The sequence below is a fragment of the Gardnerella phocaeensis genome (assembly GCF_048545075.1).
Classification (GTDB): Bacteria; Actinomycetota; Actinomycetes; order Actinomycetales; family Bifidobacteriaceae; genus Bifidobacterium; species Bifidobacterium vaginale_J.
Genome location: NZ_JBKQXS010000001.1, coordinates 46,782 through 70,550, shown reverse-complemented (window position 1 = coordinate 70,550; position 23,769 = coordinate 46,782). Strand labels below are relative to the sequence as shown.

Genomic DNA, 23,769 nt, shown 5'->3' with positions numbered 1-23,769 from the left:
TTTATTACATTTTTAGCAGTAAAATTTAGTTATGTTAGAAATAAGAAATATGACAAAAAGCTACGGAGAACAATTAGCAATAAATAATATTTCTTTTGTAGCAGAAGATGGTAAAGTTACAGGATTTGTTGGACCTAACGGTTCCGGAAAATCAACTGCACTGTATTGTGCATTGGGACTAATGAAAACCAATAGCGGCAGAGCTTACTTCGATGGTATGCCTTATGAGGGTCTTCAATCTCCAATTGAAACAGTCGGTTCTGTGTTAGATATAAAGATTGAAGATTATAACAGAAGCGCTATTAATCATCTCAACGCTTTCGCAGCCGTTTATGGCATACCAAAAAGTCGCGTATTAGAAGTTCTGAATATTGCCGGAATCAGCTCTATAAAAAATATGGATATTAAATCAATGTCAGCCGGCATGCGTAAACGACTATCAGTTGCAACAGCGTTATTAGCAGATCCTCACAACCTTATTCTAGACGAGCCTTTCCACGGGTTAGATGCTGACGGCGTTAGATGGATGAGAGATTTGTGTAAATATTATGCAAAACGCGGCGGAGCTGTATTGCTAAGTTCAAACACAATTAGTGAAATTGCTAACGTTGCAGACAACTTGGTTATTATTGCACATGGCAACATTTTGCAACAAACTACTACTAAAAAATTTATTGAATCTTATTCGCAATATGCTTCAGTTAGAGTTATAACTCCAGAACCTGAAAAGCTTCTTGACATCATGCAGTCACAGTATAGAGAGTGCACTGTTACTAAAGTTGTTCACAAAAATGATGATGTTCAAGCAGGCACGGCTTTTGTTATAAATAACGCAGATATTACATCTTTATCTCAAAGTTTTGCCAATAAACAATTGATTACTTACCAAATAAATAATGAACACATTCCTTTAGAGGACGCTTATTTAGCAATGACTGCTAAGCATGCAAGATTCGTATCCATTCCTACTAGCGCATATAAGAGTATGGAAAACGGCGCGACTGCTCAAACTCAATATATGCAACAACAGCAGATGCAATATGTTCAGACGCAACCTGTACAACCTGTACAACCTGCGCAACCTACGCAACCTACGCAACCTACGCAACCTACAGCGCGACACAGTCAACAATACAGGCAATCGCAATACGACCAACAACAATATGCACATCCGCAATTTGCGCAATCTCTAAAAGAACAAAAAACGCAATATATTCCACAATCGCAACAGAGCATTCAGGGAGAAGCACGATGAACGCATCAACTATGAATAGCCAAAATGCAGTAAATATGAACCAAATGCAAGCACAGATGCAATTTTCTGCATCTTTAAAAAGAAACACACGCTACCATTTAACTTTTGCTAATGTGCTTAAGTCTGAAACAATTAAGTTAGCATACGCAAAGTTTACATGGTGGTGCACAGCACTGTTCATAATATTTCCAATTATTTCCGCATCCTTACTGTCATCTATTATTCACGCGCTTATTCCTGCAGGAATGAGTCCGTCTGCGATATTAGCTCAAGGATATCAATCTGCGCCATCATGCAGCGGAAGGTATAAATCAAATGGTTTCTGGCATTACAGCGAATGCAACGGAAAACAACCTTTTATTGACGCTGTAAAAAACTCCGCGTCATTATTCTGCATTCCGCTCGCACTATCTGCACTTATAATCGTCATTGTTTTCGCAAGCAAAGCTGCAACTCAAGATCGCAAAAGAGGATCGATAAGAAGCTCTGTTATTGCAGTCCCACGAAGAAACCTACTTATATTTGCAAGATTAATTGTCGTAGTATTTTATGCATTCATTATGCAAATAATTTCTATGATTGTATTAAATATAGCTCTTTCAGCTATGTTCTCTGATTTTTATATGCCATTTGACCCACAAAGAAAATGTCTATTTAGCATATCAATTGCAACGATGATTCTTTCAGCAATATGCATGGTTTTGTTTGCAATTATGGGCTACGGAATGGGTTTAATATGCAAATCTGCAGCTGCTGGAAGTTTATGGCTTATACTATCGCAGATGGTTATTACTTCAATAATTGTTATCACATTAATAAGTAGCATAATTAATGGCATTACACATTTTTCTACAATGTATCCATATGGCATGTACAGCCCGTATAGCTCATACGGCACGTACAGCCCATACGGCACGTACAACCCTTTGATGTTACTTATTGCAGATCCTGCAATTTCAGGTTCGTTGAATATTTTACAAATGTTGCCATCATATGCTGCAAGTAATTGCTTATTAGATGCGGAATTACACATAAGTAATTGGACTATTTTTATGCCAAACTTCATGATTTCGCTTCTATACATGATTATTTGGGCAGCATTATTCTACGGAATCGGACATACCGTAGAAAGAATGAGAAATATTATGAAATGATATTAATGAGTTAGATAATATATTAAATTTAAAAACCTTAATTGCATAGACCCCATCCGGTTGCAAGTTCAACAAGAACCTAAAAAACCGGGTGGGGTTTAGCAATAATAATAGATTTATTTAAAATTACGCAGTAGGATTTAGTTATGTTAGAGATACAGAATATATCCAAGTACTATAAAAAACAGCAAGTACTAAATAATATTTCTTTTGTAGCAGAAAATGGTAAAGTTACAGGATTTGTTGGACCTAACGGTTCTGGAAAATCAACTGCGCTATATTGCGCATTGGGACTCATAAAATCCAATGAAGGTGAAGCATTATTCGACGGCGTCCCATACAAAAAGCTTAATTCCCCAATAGAAACAGTCGGCACTGTATTAGATTTAAAAGATAATTACAGAAATACTAGTGCTATAAAAAAGCTCACATTCGTTGCGAAATATTGTAAAATTCCAAAAAATCGCATATTAGAAGCTCTGGATATTGCTGGAATCAGCTCTATACAGAATATGAAAATCAAAGAAATGTCAACCGGCATGTACAAGCGACTTGAAGTAGCCGCAGCGCTTCTCGCAGACCCTCATAACCTTATACTAGATAATCCATTCTATGGTTTAGATGTCGAAGGAATTAAATGGTTGCGCGGAATCTGCAGATACTATGCAGAACGCGGCGGCGCAGTACTTATCAGCACTAATAACATTAGTGAGCTTTCTATTATTGCAGACGATCTTGTTATTATTGCGCATGGTGAGATTCTACAAAAAACAAGCGTGGCAGATTTGCTTGCTGCATATTCTCAAAACACTGTACGAGTTATTACTCCTGAACCAGAAAAGCTATTTGACATTATGCAATCTCAGCATAGCGAATGCTCTATTATGCAAGTTGAGCACAAAAGCGAAGACGTGCAGGAAGGCGCAGCTTTCGTTATAGATAATGCAAATATTGCAGATTTGGCGCAATTCTTTAACAATAAACAATTACTTACATATCAGTTAAGTAAAGAATGCGTTTCACTCGAAGATGCGTATATGGCGACAATAGGAGACAACGCAGCATACGTGTCCAAACCTCTATATGTTTATAACAATGAACAAAAATACCAGAATCCTACAGGAGTATATGTTCAAGAACAAATCCCTAATAATATCAACAATGAAACGACTCCGCTAAATTCACTACAACAATTAACGCAAGATGCGGCAGTAGATCCTCAATTGTTAACTGAGCCTGAGCCTCAATTGATGCCTGAAAATGAGCCTGATACTCAATTAACAACAGAGAATACAACTGTAAAGGCAGAAGTAGCGACAGAAGTAGCGACAGAAGTAAAGGCAGAAGTAGAGCCTCAGCTGACGGAAGAATCTCATATATATGCAGAACCTAAAGCAGTTGAACCTAAGGCAGTTGCAGAACCTCAAGCAGTTGAGCCTAAGGAAACAATCGCGGTTGAAACGCATGTGACTACTGAGCCTGAGGCACAGGTATCCCCTGAGCTTGATACGCAGCCAACGACAGAGCATGAAACAAATGTAGCGCCCGAGGCTGCGGTGCAAGCAAATACTGAGCCTGCTGTGCAAGTAACACCTGAGCCTGAGCCTGAACCTGAACCTCAAACCAAACCTGAACCTGAACCTGAACCTGAACCTGAACCCGAGCTACAAGCCGAACCTGAGCCTCAAGCCGAACCTGAGCCTCAAGCCAAACCTGCACCTGTGCTACACGCCAACATAATAGAAGAAGCCTCTCAAACTGACTTGTCAGCTCAAAATCCACAACCTATTCAACCGCAGCAGGAGACTCCACAATACTTACAAAATCAGTACGCGCAACAGCAGTACGCTCAACAACAATATGAGCAACAACCGTACGCGCAACAACCACAACAAATCCAATACGGTCAGCAGTACGCTCAACAGCAGTATGCTCAACCACAATATGAGCAACAACTGTACGCTCAGCAACCGTACTCGCAACAGCCGTATGAACAACAAAATCAGTACGCTCAACAACCGTACTCGCAACAGCAATATGCACAGCAACCGTACGCTCAACAAAATCAGTACGCGCAGCAACCATACGCGCAACAACAATATGAGCAGCAATACGCGCAACAACCACAACAAATCCAATACGGTCAGCAGTACGCGCAGCAACCGTACGCACAACCACAATATTACAATCAGCAATACGGCCAGCAACCATACTATGAGCAGCAATACGCGCAACAACCTCAGTATGCGCAACCGCAGCAAGCTAAGCCTACAAACGAGCTGCCATTGCCTGATACTTCATATATTGGTCCAGAGTATGCTCATCCTCAATTTGCTAAAAAGAAACAAGATGATCAGGATGCTAATGGAAATGCACAATAAGTCTAGTGTCAGGATTAGTGCCATCTATTATTGCTATGGTTGCTTGGGCTATTGTTCTATTTGCAGCTGGGTGCTTTATTTCTAGCAAGAAGAAGAATTAGAAACTAGTATTAGCAAATAGTTGCAATAAATAAACCCCGCTCGTTTGCTCAGTAATGATTGCAATCGAGCAGGGGTTATTTTTTATTTTACTTACTATAATTTAAATATCGCGATGCTTTTCAACAACGTGGCCAATTGCATACATGACTACGCCCCAAGCGAGAACCACCAAGCCTGATTGCCACCATGTGAAAATATATGCGTTTGGTGGAAGCTGTGCACCCGAATTAGGGGAGCCGCCCAAGAATTTCCCCACCGCTGTGGCTGGCATAAGCTGTATAAGTATTGAATTCCACTTCGCGAAATTGCTTGCAAACATAATAATGCTAAGAACACTAGGCAAAATCATCACGGCTCCAATAACGCACATAATTCCGCCAGCAGTTGACTTGCAAATCATGCCAAAACCGTACGCCATTGCTGCTACAACAACCATAATTGCAGGAGATCCAAGAAACAGCGTAAGAGGCAATTTCCACGCGTTGCTTCCAGATAATCCAGAAGTGCTGTCTCCTATAAAAGCTAATTCTGCAGCAGCTAACGAAACTGCCATTGCAATAAGTTGAACCACAAAAACGTAGATTGCAACAGCAATAAACTTAGCCGTAAAAAACATACCCCTTCTAGGTACAGCAGTAAGAGAAGCCTGAATCGAAGTTGTAGAATGCTCCGCGGTTACAGCGAGCACTGCAAAAATCGACAAAACAATCAAAAATACAGAAGCAAAACTAATAACTAAGCGGAAAATGCTATCTTGAGATGCAATAAGGCTGCCTTTATTGCTCGGCCCAACAGTAATTGCAGCGCTTGATCTACCTTGATTTGCTCCATTCTTAATGTCAACTTTAGACATTGCTTTTTGCACAATCGCGATAATAAAGCTGAAAACTACTGGCAAAACAATAGCTAATGCCATGCACCACCAAGTGGACGCAAGTCCGCGCAGCTTAACAATCTCAGATTTAAGCGTGTGCATAAATGTAAGGCGCAAGTGCTGAGCGTTCATGCTACGGCCAGTCTTGTATGCGTTAGATTGGTGTGCGTTAGATTGATATGCGTTAGATTCAGCCAATTGCACTTGCTGATTTGCTACTTGCCCACTCATTTTGCGCTTCCTCCATCTGCATATTGCGTTTCAGTCGTAGCAGTAGCATTTGGCAATGCTTTTGTTGCGTACTGCTCTTGACCGTGCGTAAGAGCCAAATATGCTTCCTCAAGCGATGCGTGCTCTTGATTTAGCTGGTAAACCATAATTTGATTATCTGCAATTTCGTGAGCAAGCTGATTAAGCTCACAACCTGTTACCTTAAAAAGCTCACCTTCTTGAACGTCTTGAGGCGTGCGATTATCAGGCAAAATCTTGCATTCCGGACGATTTTGAGCGAGCACCGACTTTAGTTTTTCGCCTTCAGGAGTCACTAAACGTATAGCATGCTGAGAATGTGCATTAACAAAATCTTGTACTGTTGTACGCTTCAAAATTTCGCCATGCGCAATAATCACAAGATTATCTGCAGTAAGAGCAACTTCGCTCATTAAGTGCGAACTAAGTAGTATTGCACGACCTTGACTTGCGTAATACTTGCACAATTCGCGAACCCACTTAACGCCTTCTGGATCCAAACCGTTAATTGGCTCGTCCAAAATAAGATTGTGCGGATCTGCTAAAAGTGCCGCCGCAATCGAAAGACGCTGACTCATACCGAGCGAGAATGAACCTGCTTTGCGATTTTTTACGCTAGTTAAACCAGTAATATCAATCACTTCGTCAACGCGCTTTTTTGATATTCCGTGAGTTAAAGCGAGCGAGTACAAGTGATTATAAGCGGAACGACCTCTGTGAGCAGACTTTGCGTCAAGAACTGCGCCAACTTCCGTCATTGGGGATGCGATTTTTGCGTAAGGTTTTCCGTCAATAAGAGAAGTGCCACTATTGGCATGAATAAGATTTAACGCGCAACGCATGGTAGTAGATTTACCAGCGCCATTAGGGCCTAAAAAGCCCGTGACTTTACCGTCTTCAGCGACGAAAGAAACGTCGTTAAGCGATGTTTTTGCGCCGAAACGCTTTGTGATATGTTGGAATTCTAACATAGCTTAACAGTATCACAAATAAAAAAAAATACACATTAAATGTAAGCGTTTATGAGTACAGGCTGCTGCGTTTTGTAATGCGATTGTTTGTTTGCGATTGTTTGCTTATATTTGCTTGTTTGTAGCTTGTATCAGAAATTTGGTACTGCATGTTGCGCAATCCACGCATGCATGGAAACAGCCGCAGCAGCTCCTGCGTTTAGCGAGCGAACAGAGCCGAATTGCGAAATATAAACAACGTCATCCGCCATCTCTAGCGCTTTTTTAGAAAGACCTGGACCTTCCGCACCAAAAAGCATAAGGCAACGTTTAGGGAATTTGTAGTTTTCCATAGCAACAGCGCCTGGAATAATATCAAGCGCTATAACGCGAGCGTTTTTAGCGTCTTGTTCCTTAATATTTGCGATTTTTTCGGCTTCTTTATTACCTTCTGCTTGTGCTTTAAGCAAAAGTTGATGCGCTTCTTCTGCTTCTTTAAGCATATTTTCGCGCCAATTAGTTACTAGAGTTTCAATAGTTGGGCAGCACTCAACGTATTGGTATAGCTCAGTCATTAACGAGCCTTTGCGATTCCATTTATGAGGCCCTACGATATACACTTTTTTCGCAGTAAACGCGTTTGCAGTGCGAACCATAGAGCCTATGTTGAAATCGTGAGTCCAATTTTCTACAGCTACTTCAAACTCATGACGGCCTTTAGAATCGAGATCCGCTTTTATGGCTTCTACTTTCCAGTACCGGTAACGGTCTAGGACGTTACGCTGGTCGCCTTCGTCTAGTAATTCAGTGCTAAACCGCGCATCATAATTTGGCGATTCTGGATTATCTGGGCGAGGTTCACCTGGATGCTCTTCTTCCCACGGGCCAACTCCTATAGGTCGGAATTCTGGCTCATCGGAAGCTTTTGCAGCCAAAGTAATTGGATTCGGTTCGTGCATGTGTGAGTTTTGCTCCGTTTAATACTTTTGTTTAGTATTGGCAGCTAGTAATTGCAGCTAGTCTTGGCAGCCGTCAGTTGCGCAATCGCCTGTGCAACCTGACTTGCAGTGACCGCCACAGCAATTGTCTTCACAGCATGGCTCAGTGCAACCATCGTGAGCGCAATCACCAGTGCACTCTACTTTGCAATGGCCACCGCAGCAATTATCTTCACAGCATGGCTCAGTGCAACCATCATGAGCACAATCACCCGTGCACTCTACTTTGCAATGACCACCGCAGCAGTTGTCTTCACAGCATGGCTCAGTGCAACCATCATGCTTGCAATCTCCTGTGCATTTAACCTCGCAATGACCGCCACAGCAGTTGTCGTTGCAGCAATCGTCGTGATCTGCATCTGCACGTAATTCTTCTTCATCGAAAGCTTGAACAAATGCCATTTTAGTACTCTCCTCACTTATTGGATTTACTAATTGAAGATGCCTTGTGCCTTGTTCGTCGGCGTCAACACCACCAATTAATGCAACTATAGCAAGAATTTGCGCGCCTTGCTGATTAACAATGCCAAAATCAAGACTTAATTCATTGCCGTGTCGTAAAGTCACAAGCGAAGAAGTTTGAACATACGATTTTTCAGAAAGCCAAGAGTCAAGTAACAATACTCGCTTGCCTTTAACAGACGGACCTTTTGTTGCAGGGAAAACAAAATCCATAACAAAGCCGTCGAGTGCAATTCCTTTACGTTCTGCAGCATGAATAAGCGCAAAAACCATCGGCACTGCAGCAGCAGTTAACGCACCAATAGCGTCAACATCGCGTTCTAACGAATACCCAGCTTTCTCAATTGCATCAAAAAGAACATCACCAACCAACTTGGAGCCGCGCTGAGCAAAAGTAACAGAAAACAGTTCGCTAAATGGTTTCGCACTCATATCCGCACAAAGCATGCGCTTAAGTTCCGCGCGTTCCTCTTGTAATTCCGTCATTATTACACTCCTTAACGTTTAGAGTTCTTCAATTTTTGATGCTTTGATGTTTTTATGCTTAACGATCTTCTACTGATACTTCCGGAGCGCTCAGCTCTTTAACATCAGCTTTATCAGAATCTATAAGATCTATTGAAGCAATAACTTTACTTTGATCTAACTTCTGAAGTTTACGCGCTGTTACCAACACTCGCGACTCAAGCGAAGAAGCAAACTTATTGTAAGCTGCAACTGTTCTTGCCAAAGATACGCCAAGTTTTGAAGCATTTTCTCCAAGAACTGCAAAGCGATCATACAATTCTCGAGATAAATCGAAAAGTTCTTTTGCATCATCTGTAAGACTTTGCTGCTGCCATGCGTACGCAACAGACTTAAGCACAGCCCACAAAGTAACTGGGGAAGTAAGTGCTACTTTTTGCGCAAAAGCATCATCCATAAGCGTTGGGTCCGCTTCAAGAGCTGCCTGAAGCAACGCTTCGTTTGGAATAAATGCAACTACAAAATCTGGTGCTGTTTCAAAAGCCTGCCAATACGCTTTAGCTCCCAATACTCTAACGTGTTCTCGCAAAGCCTTAGCGTGCGCTTTTAGAAGCTCACTTCTTCTAGCTAATTCTTCGTCACTTGCATTATCTGGTATTTCGCAAGCGCGTTGATAATCCGCATACGGAACTTTTGCATCAACTGGAATTGTTTTGCCTCCTGGCAGATGCACAACCATATCCGGTCTCTGTTGCTCACCATTTACTCCAGTTACAACAACCTGCGTATCAAAATCAACATGTTCAAGCAAGCCTGCAGATTCCACAATATTCTTTAGCTGAGCCTCGCCCCAAGCTCCGCGAACCTTGTTATTTCGCAATGCTGCAGAAAGCGAACTTGTTTCGCGGTCAAGCCTTGTTTGCTGCTCGCTTAAGCCTTTAAGCTGAGTGCTCAGCACACCCATTTCTTGCTTGCGTCCTTCTTCAATCTGCGAAACTTTATTCTTCAGAGCTTCGAGATTGTCTTTTACTGGAGCAAGCGCTTCCAAGACTTTACCTTGCTCTTTCAAAGTTTTTTCACGATTTAACCGTTCGCGTTCTTCTCGCTCTGCACGCAATTGTTCTTCGCGATTCACTCGCAATTGTTCTGCTTGCTGCGCTTTTAACAGCTCAGACTCCACAAATTTCAATCGCTCAGCAAGCTGCTCTGCTTGTGTACGATACCGTATAGCCTGATTGCCATTTTCTTGCGCTTGAGTGCGCGCTTGTTCATACTGCGAGCGTAATTCGTTAAATTCGCGTTGGTTTACGCCATTAGTGCCTTGCGTTCCAGAGTTGTGCTTAACAATAGCCAGCACAATAACAGCGGTTATTGCTACAGCAACCACCATTAAAACAAGCATCACAATATTATCGAACATACGTTCTATTAAACACTATTGAGTTGACTTTTGAAATATAATTAAACACGTCTTTTAAGCACGTTCAAAATAAAGCAATCCACGTCCACACGTGCCGCTCCATAGGCAAACTGCAATTACAGTAAGCACAACAACGACATATAACAATATGGATTGTCCAGGAATTACAGGCAAAGTTCCAGAAGGATACCATCGCAAAATCAATCCAATTTTACTTTGCAAACCTTGTGTGGCAATATTCATCACCGCTAAAAAGACACCAAATGCAAGGCCGTAAAACCTTCCAAAACAGGCTAATCCAATCATTATGAGCACAATATCAATCCAAGCATTACCTAAGATCATCTGCAATGTACTCAATAACTGCAAGTCAATTATACGAACAATTAACACTGAAGCGCCGAATGAAACAAACAAACACAATAAAGCAGCACTCAATGCATATATTCGCAGCCTTTTCATCACGAAACGTTCCCACGATACCATAATCGGAGCAAGGCAAACGAATGCCGCGGCAATAAACCCAACTACAATAACTTCATACAGAGGAACAACAAAATTAACAACACTACTACCAGATTGACATTGGAACGTTATACCTTCTACCGCATTATGCACATTAGCAGAATCTGGCAAACACATATAACCAACATAAACTGGCAACTGCGTTACAAATGATCTGAATATAACAAGCATTAAAGAGGGAAGGACTACGGACAATAAGATTGCAACGATTGCAACAATATAATGCCTACCTTCAAGCCAAGCGCGAAAATTATTTTTCATGCTTATCACCAAGTTCCGATAAGACTTGTTGTGGAGTTATGAGACATTGATTAAGTTCTTTAACATGATTTTTTACAAATTGTTTCAGCTTAGCATCATCAGCATTATTAATACTCATAGCCACTTTATCGTTTGCTTCACCTGGAATAAATCCATATGACCCATACACATCATTACTTATACGAGAAGGAAGTTGTGCAAGCAAAAATGCTGTAACAGAAGCGTTTGAATCAAGATTCTTTTTTACATATACTTCTTTCATAGCACTTGATGCACATTTTGCAGGCACAAATCTTTGTAACACTTCTTGAGCGATACCAGTCATATCACCATATTTCTCAGAACGCCTAACAAATGTATCTGTTTGTTGTTGAATAACAGTAGCTTTAAGATTACGTAACTTTATTAAACCACTATTAGTAAGATTCCAAGATTTTTCAGTATTTGTTGGAGTAAACGCATTTCCAAGCACAAGCACAATTCCTTTGCCTTGCGAATCTCTCTGATTCTTAGGAAACCAAGAAACAACAGTTTTCAAATGTTTAACAGCACGAAGTTTACGAATATAAGCTTCTTCAGGATGTACACAAACAGAAAAAGCAGTATCTTTAAACGTCGTACACTGAGGCACAAAAGGTCCAGAGCGAATCCAAGGTTTTGGACCCCACATAGCTATACAACAAGCGCATACTATTGGCATAATTAAAGAAATACTTATTGCTTTTATGCGCCAATAAGATCCCTTTTGCCAAAAATATCTAATATGCGCGCAACAAAGAATGCATGAAACGATAACAACACACACAAAGAATATGCGCAAAGTCACCAACCATGGGTTCATTCGCAAACCAGGCTCGGCGCCGATACCAGCGTCCGACACTGGAAGTATTGCGTATAAACTACTACCCCAATATCTAGGAAAAATATCTCCTTGAGGTATGGTGCCATTATGCATTATAATGACGCCATAAATACAGCACCAAATTATTGCAAAAGATAATAAAGCTGAGAATACAATTGCCCAACGATTACCAATAATTACCCCTAAAGTAAAACCAATTGCAAAAAATGCACTTGGCGTCACGCCTCCACATAATAGTGGAAAATACGGGAAATTTGTAATATTTACATCACTCTGAATTACTGTTGGCAATATACTTACGCAATATAACAAACTGCACAGTATAGCGCCTTTTAGTATAGGAATAGCGTAACGACTGGCTGATTTTCCTGCACACCACGCAGGATTAACCAAACATCTGGGCGAGCAAGCTTTACATGAACACCATGCGCCAAAAATGCAAGCAACAATATCAGACAAACAATGCATCCACGTGACATCAATTCTTAACCAAAGCGCATAATTATTATTATGCGCTAAAAAATTTGCCACACCCAAAAAAACAGGATATGCAATCAAAAATAAGCTAAAAATACAACTGCTTATTAGAGATAATGGGTACATAATACGTGAAATAATTGTGCACTTCTTATGACTTTTTGCAAAAAAACTGAATTCAGTTAAAAAGTTAGAATATTGACGCATATTTAATCACATCCCTACTCACTACCACATTAACAAAATAAGAAACTATACATATCTAGTTACTGCTACTACTAATTTTTATGAAATTTAGATAGCAAATGCCTATACCCTGATTCCCATGGAGTTACCATAAGATCTTCACGATTAGCATATTGAAGAAGATTATCCATTTTTCCATCAAGCAATATAATTCCTTCATTAAGAACTATAACCCGATCCGCAATTACTGCTAAATCTTCTACTAAATGTGTACTGACAATAACGGTATGCTTTTGCGAATAAGACTTAAGAAAATTACGAATATCAATACGCTGCTCAGGATCTAAACCAACAGTAGGCTCATCAAGTATTAGTACTGCAGGCTGACTAGCAATCACACAAGCAATACCAGCACGCTGACGCTGACCTCCTGATATTTTTGCAACTATGCGATGTGCTTGTTTTTCCAAGCCAACCTGTTTGAGAGCATTCCAAGCAGCTTGATACGCAGCACTCCACGATAGACCTCGCGCCCATGCGGCATATTGAACATTTTTTAACACACTCGATGCATTCATAAGTTCAAATGATTGTGGCAAATAACCAATATTTGACCGAGCTTTAGCCCTTTCCGCACGATCAGTTACGTCAAAGCCATGAACAAAAAGTTTTCCACTAGAGGGAGCATAAATAGTCGCTATAACGTTAAGCAGAGTAGTTTTCCCAGCACCATTTGGCCCCAAAAGACCACATATGCCAAAAGATAAATCTATAGAAAGATTATGCAAAATTTGTTTTTTCCCATACGAAAAATTCACATTAACAAGTTGCACATCTGAGCCCGTATATGATTCTTGCATATCTCACCACTTAATAACTAGACTACTTACCGACAACTTCGTATATTTTCTCTGTCTATTCCAACTACAGAACCACTCATCTGAGCATAAGCTGACATTGGCATAGCATAAACAATAGTAGAACGCGCAACTATTGCAAATCCTTCCTTTGCGAACATATTCGTATCTCCATTTTCAATCTGCTTCATAACGTATTCAGCCTTGAATACATACACGCATTTTATAATAATTCAATATAAAAAAAAATAGATTTTTACAAAAACCAATTACAATTTTAAAAGATACGCATATTCGATAATGCCAATTATCAGCAGTAACTCGAAAAATTAAGGGGGAATTCCACCTTTTTATTTCAAGTTCATTCTACAAATATTTTTTATTTAGATAAAAAAATAGCGCGCTGTCTACTGGAAAATAATCCAATAAACAGCACGCTTTGTTTTATTTGACTACATTATTTGGCTACATTGAAGAATGCAGGAACTACGCAATCTTTAGGGTCACGTGGTCGTCGCTCTCTGCACAATCCGCAACTACGCGAGCACCATCATGCACCTTGCCGGAAAGCAGCAATCGCGCAAGCTGATCGCCAATTTCCGTTTGAACCAATCTACGCAACGGACGAGCGCCATAAACTGGATCATAGCCATGCTCTGCAAGCCAAGCTCGAGCAGAGTCACTCACATCCAAGCTAATGCGGCGGTCGTTCAAGCGTGCAGCCACTTGACGAACTTGGATATCCACAATTCCACCAAGCTCTTCGCGGCTCAACGGATGGAACATAACAAGCTCATCCAAACGGTTGATGAACTCTGGCTTAAACTCAGCGTGAACAGCATTCATAACAGCCTTGCGTTTAGCAGCATCGTCCAAGCCTTCTTGCACAAGGAATTGCGAACCCAAGTTTGATGTCATAATCAAAATCGTATTCGTAAAATCAACCGTTCTACCCTGACCGTCAGTCAAACGACCATCATCCAAAACCTGCAACAAAACGTCGAATACTTCTGGATGCGCCTTCTCAACTTCGTCAAAAAGCACTACAGAATACGGACGTCTACGCACGGCTTCAGTAAGTTGGCCGCCTTCCTCGTAGCCAATGTAACCAGGAGCAGCACCGATTAGACGCGAAACGGAAGCCTTTTCCATGTACTCGCTCATATCAATGCGAACCATTGCACGCTCGTCGTCAAACAAGAAGTCGGCAAGAGCCTTAGCAAGCTCCGTTTTACCAACGCCAGTAGGACCCAAGAACAAGAAGGAACCGGTCGGGCGATTCGGGTCTGCAATTCCAGCGCGGCTTCTGCGCACAGCATCCGCTATAGCCTGAATTGCTTCGCTTTGACCAACAACGCGCTTAGAAAGCTCCTTTTCCATGTTGAGCAGCTTCTCATTTTCGCCTTGCATCAAGCGACCAACAGGAATGCCCGTCCATTCGCTAACGACTCCAGCAATAGAATCAGCATCAACCTGGTCTGGGACCATCGGCTCTTTTGCTTCACTCTTAGCGTTAGCAGCCTCGGACTCCGCTTCTTCCAAAGCTTTTTGAATGCTTGGGATTTCGCCATACAAAATACGGCTTGCTTGTTCCAAGTTGCCTTCGCGCGTGAATTTGTCGGCTTCTACGCGCTTAGCGTCGAGTTGCGCTCGCAAATCACCAACCTTGTTGTGACCAGCCTTTTCCGCATCCCAACGCGCCTTCAAACCAGCAAGCTTTTCGCGCGAGTTTGCCAATTCTTCCTGCAACTTTTCTAAGCGTTCTTTAGCAGCAGCATCTTCCGCTTTCTTTAATTGCATTTCTTCCATTTCAAGACGCGTAACTTTGCGCTGCAATTCGTCGATCTCTTCTGGCTGAGAATCAAGCTCCATACGCAAGTGAGCTGCCGCTTCATCCACCAAATCAATCGCCTTATCTGGAAGCTGTCTGCCAGTAATATAGCGGTTTGAAAGCGTTGCTGCAGCTACGATTGCATCGTCACTAATCGTTACCTTGTGGTGTGCTTCGTAACGTTGCTTAAGTCCGCGCAAAATCGTCACCGTATCTTCAACAGATGGCTCGCCAACAAACACTTGCTGGAATCTGCGTTCAAGCGCGGAATCCTTTTCAATATGCTCGCGATACTCGTTAAGCGTAGTTGCGCCAACCAAGCGCAGCTCACCGCGCGCAAGCATTGGCTTAAGCATATTGCCAGCATCCATTGAACCTTCTGCAGATCCTGCGCCAACAACAGTGTGAATTTCGTCAATAAACGTAATAATTTGACCGTCCGATTGCTGGATTTCCTTCAACACTGCCTTTAAGCGTTCCTCAAACTCGCCGCGATACTTCGAACCTGCAACCATCGAAGCTAAGTCAAGGCTGATAAGACGCTTGTTTTGCAAAGTTGTAGGCACATCTCCTGCAACGATTCGCTGAGCCAAGCCTTCCACAACTGCCGTTTTACCAACGCCCGGCTCGCCAATTAGCACAGGATTATTCTTCGTGCGGCGAGAAAGAATCTGAATCACGCGGCGAATTTCCTGGTCTCGTCCAATTACTGGGTCGAGCTTTCCTTCGCGAGCGCGCGCAGTCATATCAACAGAATACTTTTCGAGCGCTTTGTAGTTGCCTTCAGCATCTGGACTCGTAACCTTCGCACCTCCGCGCACAGTTGGCACAGCCTTACGCAACACGTCTGCGGAAACGTTGTGCTTTTTGAAAATATCCGCAACTGCATTCGGCGCGCTCGCAACTATGCCAATAAGCATGTGCTCCGTAGAAACGTATTCGTCTCCCATTGCGCGCATTTCTTTTTCTGCCTGGCTTAGCGCAGCCAAAAGCTGACGACTTGCATCTGGCTTAGTTGTAGTTGAGCCAGTAGATGAAGGCAATGCCACTAATGCGTTGCGAATTTCAGCACCGATTTGTTGCGCATCTGCCCCCGTTTGCGCAATAAGCGCACGAACGACGCCCTGCTCTTGACGAAGTAAAGCATCCGCCAAATGCAAAGTGTCAACTTGCGCATTGCCAGCAGCCGCTGCACTTTGCACAGCATCACTTAATGCGTCTTGCGCTAAGGTTGTAAACTTTTGTTCCATATCTACCTCATTTCCACGAAAGCTCTAAAACACATTTCAGTTAAGTCAAATCGCTGCAACTTTTATTGCAACTTTTATTGCAACTTTCGCTGCAACTTCAATCTTTTTGACAATACTTTCGAGTTCTAACGAGCTTTCACTTTCATGTATCTGATACGTATAACAGATTTTCCTATAACTTTATTCCTAAAACTTGAGTGTACTAGACTCAAGTTTTGTTTTCAAGAACTTTCAATCGCAAATAATTTACGCAGATAATTTAATTAAGTAGCAATCAAGTTTAGTTAATGAGTAAGTAGGTTTTAATTAAGTAGTAAATATGTCGTAATCTTAAAAACATGAGAATTGCACGTTTTTCATATAATGAAGTTCCGCAATACGCTTTCGTTCAAAAAGACGAAACCGACGGTAAAGATTATTTAGTAGCCCTTGAAGGTCATCCTTTAAGCCCGCAAGGAGTTAAGCCAACTGGTAAACGTTACGCGTTAGACGCCGATGGCGTGCGCTTGCTTGTGCCTGTAATTCCTTCAAAAGTGTACGGATTGGCAAAAAATTACGATACACGCTCTGACGACGAGCGCACTACTTCTTCTGCAGCTTCTTCGCATACTGCTGCAGACATGGTGATCTTTACAAAGCCGAGTACTTCTGTGATTGGTCCGGACGATCCAATTGTGATTCCTGCTTGCTCAAACGATATGAATTTTGAGCCAGAAGTGGCAGTTGTTATGGGCAAAATCGCCAAAAACGTGACGGCAGATACTGCAATGAATTACGTTTTTGGTTTTACGTGCGTAAACGACGTAACTTTGCGAGATTGCGCAGGAAGCGACCCAATGTGGACGCGCGCAAAAGGCTTCGACACTTCTTGTCCACTCGGACCTTGGATTACAACCGAGCTAAATTGGCGCGATGCACATATTTCGTTTACGCTTAATGGTGAAAATGTGCCGGAAGCTGACGGCACTACAGCTCGACTTATTCACAGTATTCCTGAGCAAATTGCAGCGATTTCAAGCTTCTCAACTCTTCTTCCGGGAGATGTGATTTTGACAGGAACTCCGTACCCAGCTGGAACTTTGCGAGCTGGTGACGAAGCGATTGTACACGTAGATGGCATTGGCTCGCTGCGCAATGTGATTGTGCATGCGTAACCAAAATCATCAATTTGACTTAAAACTTTGACTTAAAACTACACGAATGAGCGTGGGCCAAAGATTGCCGAACCGATCCTAACCATTGTTGAGCCTTCGGCAATCGCCCACGCAAAATCGCCGGACATTCCCATCGAAAGCTCTAGTTTTGTAGAGTTTCCATCATGATCTTGCGCGAGTTGTTCACTCACACAATCTCTAATTTCTCGCAATTTTGCGAAACCACTTCTCACTATTTTTTCATCATCCACGCGCGCTCCAAGCGTCATAAATCCGCGCAAATTAAGCGCAGGCAGGCTAGATATAGCGAGAGCTTCGTCAATCGCACGTTCGGGAGCGCACCCGGATTTTGTAGATTCTCCCGAAACGTTCACTTCCAACATAACGTCTGTGCAAAGTCCCAAATTTTGCGCGCGAGCAGATATTTTTTGCGCAAGTTCAATGCCGTCAACCGACTGAATACCATTTGCAAGTGGTAAAACTTTGTTTATTTTATTGCTTTGCAGCTGACCTATTAAGTAGAGCGGAATTTCGCCGTTCACACCAACGCTTAAATTCTCGCGAGCAGCTTGTGCGCGTAAAATCTCGGCTTTTGCAACGATTTCTTGTGGGCGATTTTCCCCAATTACTCGCACTCCAGCACGAAGCGCTGCCATAATTTCGCCAACATCTCGCGTTTTAGTTGCGGCAAGCAGTGTAACCGACTCAGCTTTGCGACCATAATGCGATTCGGCTTGAGCAATGACATCTTGCACGCTGTGCACGCCGTCGGCAATTTGACGCGCACGAACACAATCGACCTCAGTATTCGCTAAATCTTTTTGCGTCATATATGCCATTTATTGCCCCCAATCTATCAAACCTAACTACATAGTTTAGTCAAGGAAGGGCACGGATTTGTCGGCTAGGTTTGCGCGAACAGAATCCCACGGCGTGTCAAGGCTTTTAAATAACGCGAGCGCGTCGGCAGCACTCATATCTACCGGCTGATTTTGACCATGCTTTTTGTATCCCAAAAGATACATGCAATAGCCAATCATGCGCTCAGCGCTCCAGCCAGATTCACGAAGCGCACCGACGTCTAGTGAGTGCTTACTTTTGGCAAGCCTCTCGCCTTGTGCGTTGTCAATCAGCGGCAAATGCGCAAATTGCGGACGCACATAACGCACGCCGTGAGCCGCAAAAAATCCCGATTTTTCAAGCAGCTCACCAATCCAAATCTGAAGCGCTGCAGAACGCAGCAAATCGCGTCCGCGCACAATATCATTTACTCCACTCAAAACATCGTCAACAACAACCGCAAGCTGGTAAGAAAAAACGCCATCCGCGCGGCGAATCACCATATCCCCCAAATCGCGATCAATATTAAAAGATTGCTGCCCAAAAATCGCGTCTTCAAAACTCACATTTGCTTGCAGCGAATCAGCCGACGGTACCGCAAGTCGCAAGGAATGTTGCTGATTATTTTGCAAACGCTTTTCGATTTGCGCCAAACCTTGCGCAGTTTTGCGAAGATTTCTGCACGTACCCGGATAGCGTATAAAACCGTCGCCTTCTTGCGGAGCTGCAATCGCACGAATATCGGAACGCGAGCAAAAACAAGGGTAGATTAACGAATTTCCGTCGTCATCTTGCAAAGATTTTAGCGCATCAAGAGCTTCTTGGTAGATTGCAGTGCGCTCATGCTGATAAGTAGGCTCACCAACCCAATCAAGCCCAGCCCATTTCAAATCGTCAATAACTCGAGCACTAGCATCCTTCGGCATTCGCGCAATATCAAGATCTTCCAGACGCAAAAGCATGTGGCCGCCCTGCGATTTTGCAGAGAGCCACGCAGCCAACATTGCTACCATATTGCCAATATGCATACGCCCGGAAGGAGTCGGCGCAAAACGCCCAATTGCAATAGTTGACTTCGAAAACATTATTTCGTCTTTCTTAAAATTTTTCTTAATATCTTTTCCAATATCTTTCTTAATAAGCACAAGTTTGCAAAGCATAAGCTCGCAAAATAAAAAGCGCGTAACGCATTCATACTAGCATTACGCGCTTCTTACAATCGCAATCAACCGCAATCAATCGCGGTTAAAAGCAAATGTTTTATGCAAATAACGACTTGTACATAACCACGCCCAAGATTGCGCCGGCAATAGGAGCAATAACTGGAATCCATGCTTCACCCCAGCGAGAAGAGCCCTTGTGCGGAATTGGCAAAATCGCGTGAAGCAAACGCGGCATAAGATCACGAGCAGGATTCAAAGCAGGACCAGTTGGACCACCCATAGAAGTTACCAAGCCCCACACAACAAAGCCAACAACGATTGAAGCGCCAGCCAAATTCTTCTCACCCCATGGAGAAGTTAGGCAGCAAAGTGCAGCCAGAACAAGCACAAGCGTGCCGAAGAACTCGTTAAGGAAGTAATTAAGCTTGTTGTTATAAGCGTCCGTAGTGCAGAAAGTGCCAAGAATAGCTCCCGGCTCCTCAGTTTCGTTGTAGTGCGGCAAATAAGTTACGTACACAATAAGCTGGCCAACCAACGCACCCAAAAGCTGAGCGACAATATAAGGAGCTACATCCTTCCATGGGAACATGCCGTTTACAGCTTGCGCAATTGTCATAGCAGGATTGATATGCGCACCGGAAATTCCGCCAAACATGAGCACTGGGAACATCACACCAAAACCGTAGCCCATGGCAATATTTAGCCAACCTGCATGGTGTCCTTTAGTATTCTTTAATTCAACGTTTGCCACAGCACCGTTTCCAAAAATCATAAGAATAGCAGTGCCAATAAATTCTGCAGCCAACATTGCCATAAACGAATGTTGCATGGTCCTTCGATCCTTCTTACCTGTTTCAAACTCCACACACGTAATCACGCGTCAATAAATTCACAACTCGCAATTGCGATTAGCACAGCATGGAACACAATATATTCTCATTTTCAAAGAAGCTAAGAAAATGAATTCCAACAATTATTCTTTGATAGTTTCCCTTATGCGCGCGACAGTCTGCGTGAGCAGTAAAATCGCACTCACATCAAAAGAGGCCCGCCACTTTGGCGAGCCTCTTATCTACAAAAACAATATCTGCGGTTTCATCTTCACAACATCCTCGTTGCAACGGTTAAAGTCTTAAATATCCCGTCCAACGTCCACGGATTTCATATCCATACACTTTTGTGGGTTACCGCTATCTCTTTTTTGTTTTTGTAATTATTATTATCATCGTTTTTTGCCTAATAGTAAAGAGCAAATTAGCCTTTGTTAACATATTGTCACTACTGTTCAATTGCACACGAAAAATCGCAACTCTTGCGGCATTTTGTGAACATGCAAAGGTTGTCATGTTAAATTACGTTCGCATGAGACATACTCCGGCGTGTCGCAAGATATTTTTAGAGCGCAAAGCAAGCAAATAAAATCGACACTCAGTCGCGCACTTCCCTTGCAACGCATACAATTACAGAATATGGTACAAATTTTTGACGCTCCCTCAAAGGCGATTCTGCGTGGTCAAATTGCAGAGCATATCGCCGAAGATGAAAAGGCAGAAAAGCGTGAAGCTCGTGAGGGTGAGCTACCGTTGCCAAAAGATCGTTTCTTCGACCGAGAATTAAGCTGGTTGAAGTTCAATCGTCGCGTGCTTGAGTTGGCTCAGAATACAGATTTGCCACTTCTTGAACGCGCTAATTTTGCTGCTATATTTGCGTCAAATCTCGACGAATTCTTTATGGTTCGAGTTGCAGGATTAAAGCGCAGAATAGATTCTGGAATAGCAGTAACTGCAGCATCCGGCTTAAGCCCTCGCCAGCAGTTGCGCGCTATTAGTGAGGTAACTCACCGCCGCCAAGATGAGCACGCTCACTATGTTATTGAGCACATTCTTCCTGAGCTTGCCAAACAGCGCATTGTTTTGCTCAGCTGGGATAAGCTTACAGAATCAGAAAAAGCGCGTTTGTCTGATTACTACAAAAAGCAAGTTTTCCCTGTTCTTACGCCTCTTGCAGTGGATCCTGCTCACCCATTCCCATACATTTCCGGCAAGTCTATTAACTTGGCTGTTATCGTCGAAAATCCAAATTCTGGAAAGTCGCATTTTGCACGCGTCAAAATTCCAGATAATTTGAATCGCCTTGTACCAGTTGACGATTTAACAGACGAAGAAGGTCGCGAAGAGCGCTACGGCTTCATCACAATGGAAAAGCTGATTGCAGCACACTTGGAATCGCTTTTCCCAGGCATGATTATTAAGGAAGCCCGCTCCTTCCGCGTTACACGTAACGAGGATATTGATGTTGAGGAAGATGACGCAGAAAACTTGCTCAATGCTATGGAGAAGGAACTTCTTCGCCGCCGCTTTGGACCTCCAATTCGTTTGGAAATTTCTAACGAGGCCAGCCCATTCCTTTCTCAGTTGCTTGCAAATCAGCTTCGCGTAAGCCCTGAGGAAGTCTATCGTTTGCCTTCGCCGCTTGATATGACGGTATTGTTTGAATTGCAGGCGCTTGACCGCCCAGATTTGAAGTATCGTCCGTTCATTCCTACTACGAACCGTCAGATTGCGGAAGTTGAAACTAGCCACGCGCAAGATATTTTCGCTTCGATTCGCGAGCATGACATTTTGCTGCATCATCCTTACGATTCGTTCTCTACTTCTGTGCAGGCATTCCTTGCTCAGGCTGCTGCGGATCCAAAAGTGCTTGCAATTAAGCAGACTTTGTATCGTACGTCTAGCAATTCGCCAATTATTGACGCTCTTGTTGATGCGGCTCACGCTGGCAAGCAGGTGCTTGCGCTGGTTGAGATTAAGGCACGATTTGACGAGGACGCAAATATTGCTTGGGCTCGTAAGCTTGAGCGCGCAGGCGTTCACGTTGTGTACGGCATTGTTGGTTTGAAGACTCACTGTAAGCTTTCTCTTGTGGTTCGTCAGGAAGCAGAAGGGTTGCGCCGATACTGCCATGTTGGTACAGGTAATTACAATCCTAAAACTGCTCGCCTTTACACGGATTTGGGTTTGCTTACTTGCGATCCTGTAGTCGGTCAGGATTTGACTCGCTTGTTTAATCAACTTTCTGGTTATGCACCGAAGTCTAGTTTCCACCGCCTGCTTGTTGCTCCTCGTACAGTTCGCACTGGTATTATTGCGCGAATTCAGCGCGAGGAAGCTGCAGCTCTTGCCGGCAAGGAAGCTTGGATTAAGATTAAGGTCAATTCTGTGGTTGACGAGCAGACTATTGACGCTTTGTATCGAGCTTCTCAAGCTGGAGTAAAGATTGATATTGTTGAGCGTGGTATCTGCTCGCTTAAGCCTGGAATTGAGGGATTGAGCGACAATATTCGCGTGCGCTCTATTCTTGGTCGATTCCTTGAACACAGCCGTATTTACGCGTTCGCTAATTCTTGCGGTCCGCAGATTGGTGACGGTCCTGCAAGCGGTCCAGAAGTGTGGATTGGCTCGGCTGATCTAATGCACCGCAATCTTGACCGCCGCGTTGAAACTCTGGTTCGTATCAGCGCGCCTGATCAGGTTGAAGCTTTGATTCAGTACATTGATTTGCAAATGGCTGATTCTACTGTTTCGTGGTGGATGGATGGCGACGGCACGTATACCTTGCATTCTCGCGATAAGGAAGGCCGTCCGCTCGTGGACAGCCAGGCTTACCTAATCCATACTCATACGCGCAAGCCTCGCGGCGCGAATTAAATAAAATAACTTGGTTGGTAACGTATTGCAAGTGCTGCATTGCAAGTAACACGTTGCCTGCCATCCTGAATAAACATCTGAAGCCGGGCTCAAACTGTTTTGGGCTCGGCTTCGGCGATTCTAACACAAATAGACTGTAAGCTGTTATCTCCGTTAAATTTCAAGCGTTCCCGCAATAGCCGAAATCTTCTACAGCACCATTTGCCAGTTTTAGGATGTTTGAGAATTTAGTGTTGCCAATGTTTTAGTATAAATCAATTACACTAGCGAGAATAATAATCTTATTCTTTAAATTTTCAACTACTTTTATGTAAATTTTGTACAAAATATTGCCTGTAGGTTGCAA

General features: G+C 42.9%; 18 protein-coding genes. 5 read left to right on the top strand and 13 right to left on the bottom strand.

Annotated elements, in window-relative coordinates; genetic code table 11:
• Window positions 1-49: 49 nt before the first annotated feature.
• The 3 genes from ACJV2T_RS00280 (at window position 50) to ACJV2T_RS00270 (ending at window position 4,790) form a co-directional block, all read left to right on the top strand.
• Window positions 50-1,255 (top strand): ATP-binding cassette domain-containing protein, encoded by a 1,206-nt coding sequence (locus tag ACJV2T_RS00280; protein ID WP_419398822.1) that lies wholly within the window; start codon window positions 50-52, stop codon window positions 1,253-1,255.
• Window positions 1,252-2,409, top strand: a complete 1,158-nt coding sequence (locus tag ACJV2T_RS00275; RefSeq protein ID WP_391496145.1) for a hypothetical protein — start codon at window positions 1,252-1,254, stop codon at window positions 2,407-2,409. Before ACJV2T_RS00280 ends, ACJV2T_RS00275 begins: the two co-directional genes overlap by 4 nt.
• A 146-nt stretch (window positions 2,410-2,555) precedes the next feature.
• Window positions 2,556-4,790, top strand: a complete 2,235-nt coding sequence (locus ACJV2T_RS00270) for an ATP-binding cassette domain-containing protein (protein WP_419398821.1) — start codon at window positions 2,556-2,558, stop codon at window positions 4,788-4,790.
• A gap of 202 nt (window positions 4,791-4,992) precedes the next feature.
• On the opposite strand, the gene ACJV2T_RS00265 is transcribed toward ACJV2T_RS00270, so the two are convergent.
• From ACJV2T_RS00265 to clpB, 10 genes are all read right to left on the bottom strand, one after another.
• Window positions 4,993-5,997 carry an ABC transporter permease subunit gene (locus ACJV2T_RS00265; RefSeq protein WP_419398820.1) on the bottom strand — a complete coding sequence of 335 codons (1,005 nt, stop codon included), beginning with the start codon at window positions 5,995-5,997 and terminating at the stop codon, window positions 4,993-4,995.
• On the bottom strand, window positions 5,994-6,986 hold the full coding sequence (locus tag ACJV2T_RS00260) for an ATP-binding cassette domain-containing protein (RefSeq protein ID WP_419398819.1): 993 nt from the start codon (window positions 6,984-6,986) through the stop codon (window positions 5,994-5,996). The genes ACJV2T_RS00265 and ACJV2T_RS00260 overlap by 4 nt, the downstream gene beginning before the upstream one ends.
• 131 nt (window positions 6,987-7,117) lie before the next feature.
• Window positions 7,118-7,924 carry a TrmH family RNA methyltransferase gene (locus tag ACJV2T_RS00255; RefSeq protein ID WP_419398818.1) on the bottom strand — a complete coding sequence of 269 codons (807 nt, stop codon included), beginning with the start codon at window positions 7,922-7,924 and terminating at the stop codon, window positions 7,118-7,120.
• 57 nt (window positions 7,925-7,981) lie between these two features.
• Window positions 7,982-8,911, bottom strand: coding sequence for a hypothetical protein (locus ACJV2T_RS00250; RefSeq protein ID WP_419398817.1), 930 nt, complete (start codon window positions 8,909-8,911; stop codon window positions 7,982-7,984).
• A gap of 58 nt (window positions 8,912-8,969) precedes the next feature.
• Window positions 8,970-10,310, bottom strand: coding sequence for a DNA recombination protein RmuC (locus ACJV2T_RS00245; protein ID WP_419398816.1), 1,341 nt, complete (start codon window positions 10,308-10,310; stop codon window positions 8,970-8,972).
• A 54-nt stretch (window positions 10,311-10,364) separates the two neighbouring features.
• A complete protein-coding gene (locus ACJV2T_RS00240; RefSeq protein ID WP_297643907.1) occupies window positions 10,365-11,096 on the bottom strand; it encodes a hypothetical protein in 732 nt (243 codons plus the stop codon).
• The gene (locus ACJV2T_RS00235) at window positions 11,086-12,180 is read right to left on the bottom strand and encodes a hypothetical protein (RefSeq protein ID WP_419398815.1); all 1,095 of its coding nucleotides are present in this window, start codon (window positions 12,178-12,180) and stop codon (window positions 11,086-11,088) included. The genes ACJV2T_RS00240 and ACJV2T_RS00235 overlap by 11 nt, the downstream gene beginning before the upstream one ends.
• 533 nt (window positions 12,181-12,713) lie before the next feature.
• Entirely contained in the window at window positions 12,714-13,481 is a 768-nt protein-coding gene (locus ACJV2T_RS00230) for an ABC transporter ATP-binding protein (protein ID WP_004133980.1), read from the bottom strand.
• A 26-nt stretch (window positions 13,482-13,507) separates the two neighbouring features.
• Complete coding sequence (locus ACJV2T_RS00225; protein ID WP_019260604.1) at window positions 13,508-13,669, bottom strand: hypothetical protein; 162 nt, start codon at window positions 13,667-13,669, stop codon at window positions 13,508-13,510.
• A 295-nt stretch (window positions 13,670-13,964) separates the two neighbouring features.
• Window positions 13,965-16,559, bottom strand: a complete 2,595-nt coding sequence (clpB, locus tag ACJV2T_RS00220) for an ATP-dependent chaperone ClpB (protein ID WP_419398814.1) — start codon at window positions 16,557-16,559, stop codon at window positions 13,965-13,967.
• 338 nt (window positions 16,560-16,897) lie between these two features.
• On the opposite strand from clpB, the gene ACJV2T_RS00215 reads away from it, so the two are divergent.
• Window positions 16,898-17,713, top strand: a complete 816-nt coding sequence (locus ACJV2T_RS00215) for a fumarylacetoacetate hydrolase family protein (RefSeq protein ID WP_419398813.1) — start codon at window positions 16,898-16,900, stop codon at window positions 17,711-17,713.
• A gap of 38 nt (window positions 17,714-17,751) precedes the next feature.
• Here the strand turns inward: ACJV2T_RS00215 and ACJV2T_RS00210 are convergent, their stop codons facing one another.
• The 3 genes from ACJV2T_RS00210 to ACJV2T_RS00200 all read right to left on the bottom strand — a co-directional run bounded on the left by ACJV2T_RS00210 (window position 17,752) and on the right by ACJV2T_RS00200 (window position 20,545).
• A complete protein-coding gene (locus tag ACJV2T_RS00210) occupies window positions 17,752-18,552 on the bottom strand; it encodes a YggS family pyridoxal phosphate-dependent enzyme (protein ID WP_419398812.1) in 801 nt (266 codons plus the stop codon).
• A gap of 36 nt (window positions 18,553-18,588) precedes the next feature.
• Entirely contained in the window at window positions 18,589-19,638 is a 1,050-nt protein-coding gene (locus ACJV2T_RS00205; RefSeq protein ID WP_419399075.1) for a glutamyl-Q tRNA(Asp) synthetase, read from the bottom strand.
• A 175-nt stretch (window positions 19,639-19,813) separates the two neighbouring features.
• On the bottom strand, window positions 19,814-20,545 hold the full coding sequence (locus ACJV2T_RS00200; RefSeq protein WP_391496139.1) for an MIP/aquaporin family protein: 732 nt from the start codon (window positions 20,543-20,545) through the stop codon (window positions 19,814-19,816).
• A 640-nt stretch (window positions 20,546-21,185) separates the two neighbouring features.
• Between ACJV2T_RS00200 and ACJV2T_RS00195 the strand changes: the two genes are divergently transcribed.
• The gene (locus tag ACJV2T_RS00195; RefSeq protein WP_004119572.1) at window positions 21,186-23,423 is read left to right on the top strand and encodes an RNA degradosome polyphosphate kinase; all 2,238 of its coding nucleotides are present in this window, start codon (window positions 21,186-21,188) and stop codon (window positions 23,421-23,423) included.
• Window positions 23,424-23,769: the final 346 nt, after the last annotated feature.

Coding starts and splice junctions, on each gene's coding strand:
- ACJV2T_RS00280 (WP_419398822.1), top strand. CDS start 50: ATGACAAAAAGCTACGGAGAACAATTAGCAATAAATAATATTTCTTTT.
- ACJV2T_RS00275 (WP_391496145.1), top strand. CDS start 1,252: ATGAACGCATCAACTATGAATAGCCAAAATGCAGTAAATATGAACCAA.
- ACJV2T_RS00270 (WP_419398821.1), top strand. CDS start 2,556: ATGTTAGAGATACAGAATATATCCAAGTACTATAAAAAACAGCAAGTA.
- ACJV2T_RS00265 (WP_419398820.1), bottom strand. CDS start 5,997: ATGAGTGGGCAAGTAGCAAATCAGCAAGTGCAATTGGCTGAATCTAAC.
- ACJV2T_RS00260 (WP_419398819.1), bottom strand. CDS start 6,986: ATGTTAGAATTCCAACATATCACAAAGCGTTTCGGCGCAAAAACATCG.
- ACJV2T_RS00255 (WP_419398818.1), bottom strand. CDS start 7,924: ATGCACGAACCGAATCCAATTACTTTGGCTGCAAAAGCTTCCGATGAG.
- ACJV2T_RS00250 (WP_419398817.1), bottom strand. CDS start 8,911: ATGACGGAATTACAAGAGGAACGCGCGGAACTTAAGCGCATGCTTTGT.
- ACJV2T_RS00245 (WP_419398816.1), bottom strand. CDS start 10,310: ATGTTCGATAATATTGTGATGCTTGTTTTAATGGTGGTTGCTGTAGCA.
- ACJV2T_RS00240 (WP_297643907.1), bottom strand. CDS start 11,096: ATGAAAAATAATTTTCGCGCTTGGCTTGAAGGTAGGCATTATATTGTT.
- ACJV2T_RS00230 (WP_004133980.1), bottom strand. CDS start 13,481: ATGCAAGAATCATATACGGGCTCAGATGTGCAACTTGTTAATGTGAAT.
- ACJV2T_RS00225 (WP_019260604.1), bottom strand. CDS start 13,669: ATGAAGCAGATTGAAAATGGAGATACGAATATGTTCGCAAAGGAAGGA.
- clpB (WP_419398814.1), bottom strand. CDS start 16,559: ATGGAACAAAAGTTTACAACCTTAGCGCAAGACGCATTAAGTGATGCT.
- ACJV2T_RS00215 (WP_419398813.1), top strand. CDS start 16,898: ATGAGAATTGCACGTTTTTCATATAATGAAGTTCCGCAATACGCTTTC.
- ACJV2T_RS00210 (WP_419398812.1), bottom strand. CDS start 18,552: ATGGCATATATGACGCAAAAAGATTTAGCGAATACTGAGGTCGATTGT.
- ACJV2T_RS00205 (WP_419399075.1), bottom strand. CDS start 19,638: ATGTTTTCGAAGTCAACTATTGCAATTGGGCGTTTTGCGCCGACTCCT.
- ACJV2T_RS00200 (WP_391496139.1), bottom strand. CDS start 20,545: ATGCAACATTCGTTTATGGCAATGTTGGCTGCAGAATTTATTGGCACT.
- ACJV2T_RS00195 (WP_004119572.1), top strand. CDS start 21,186: ATGGTACAAATTTTTGACGCTCCCTCAAAGGCGATTCTGCGTGGTCAA.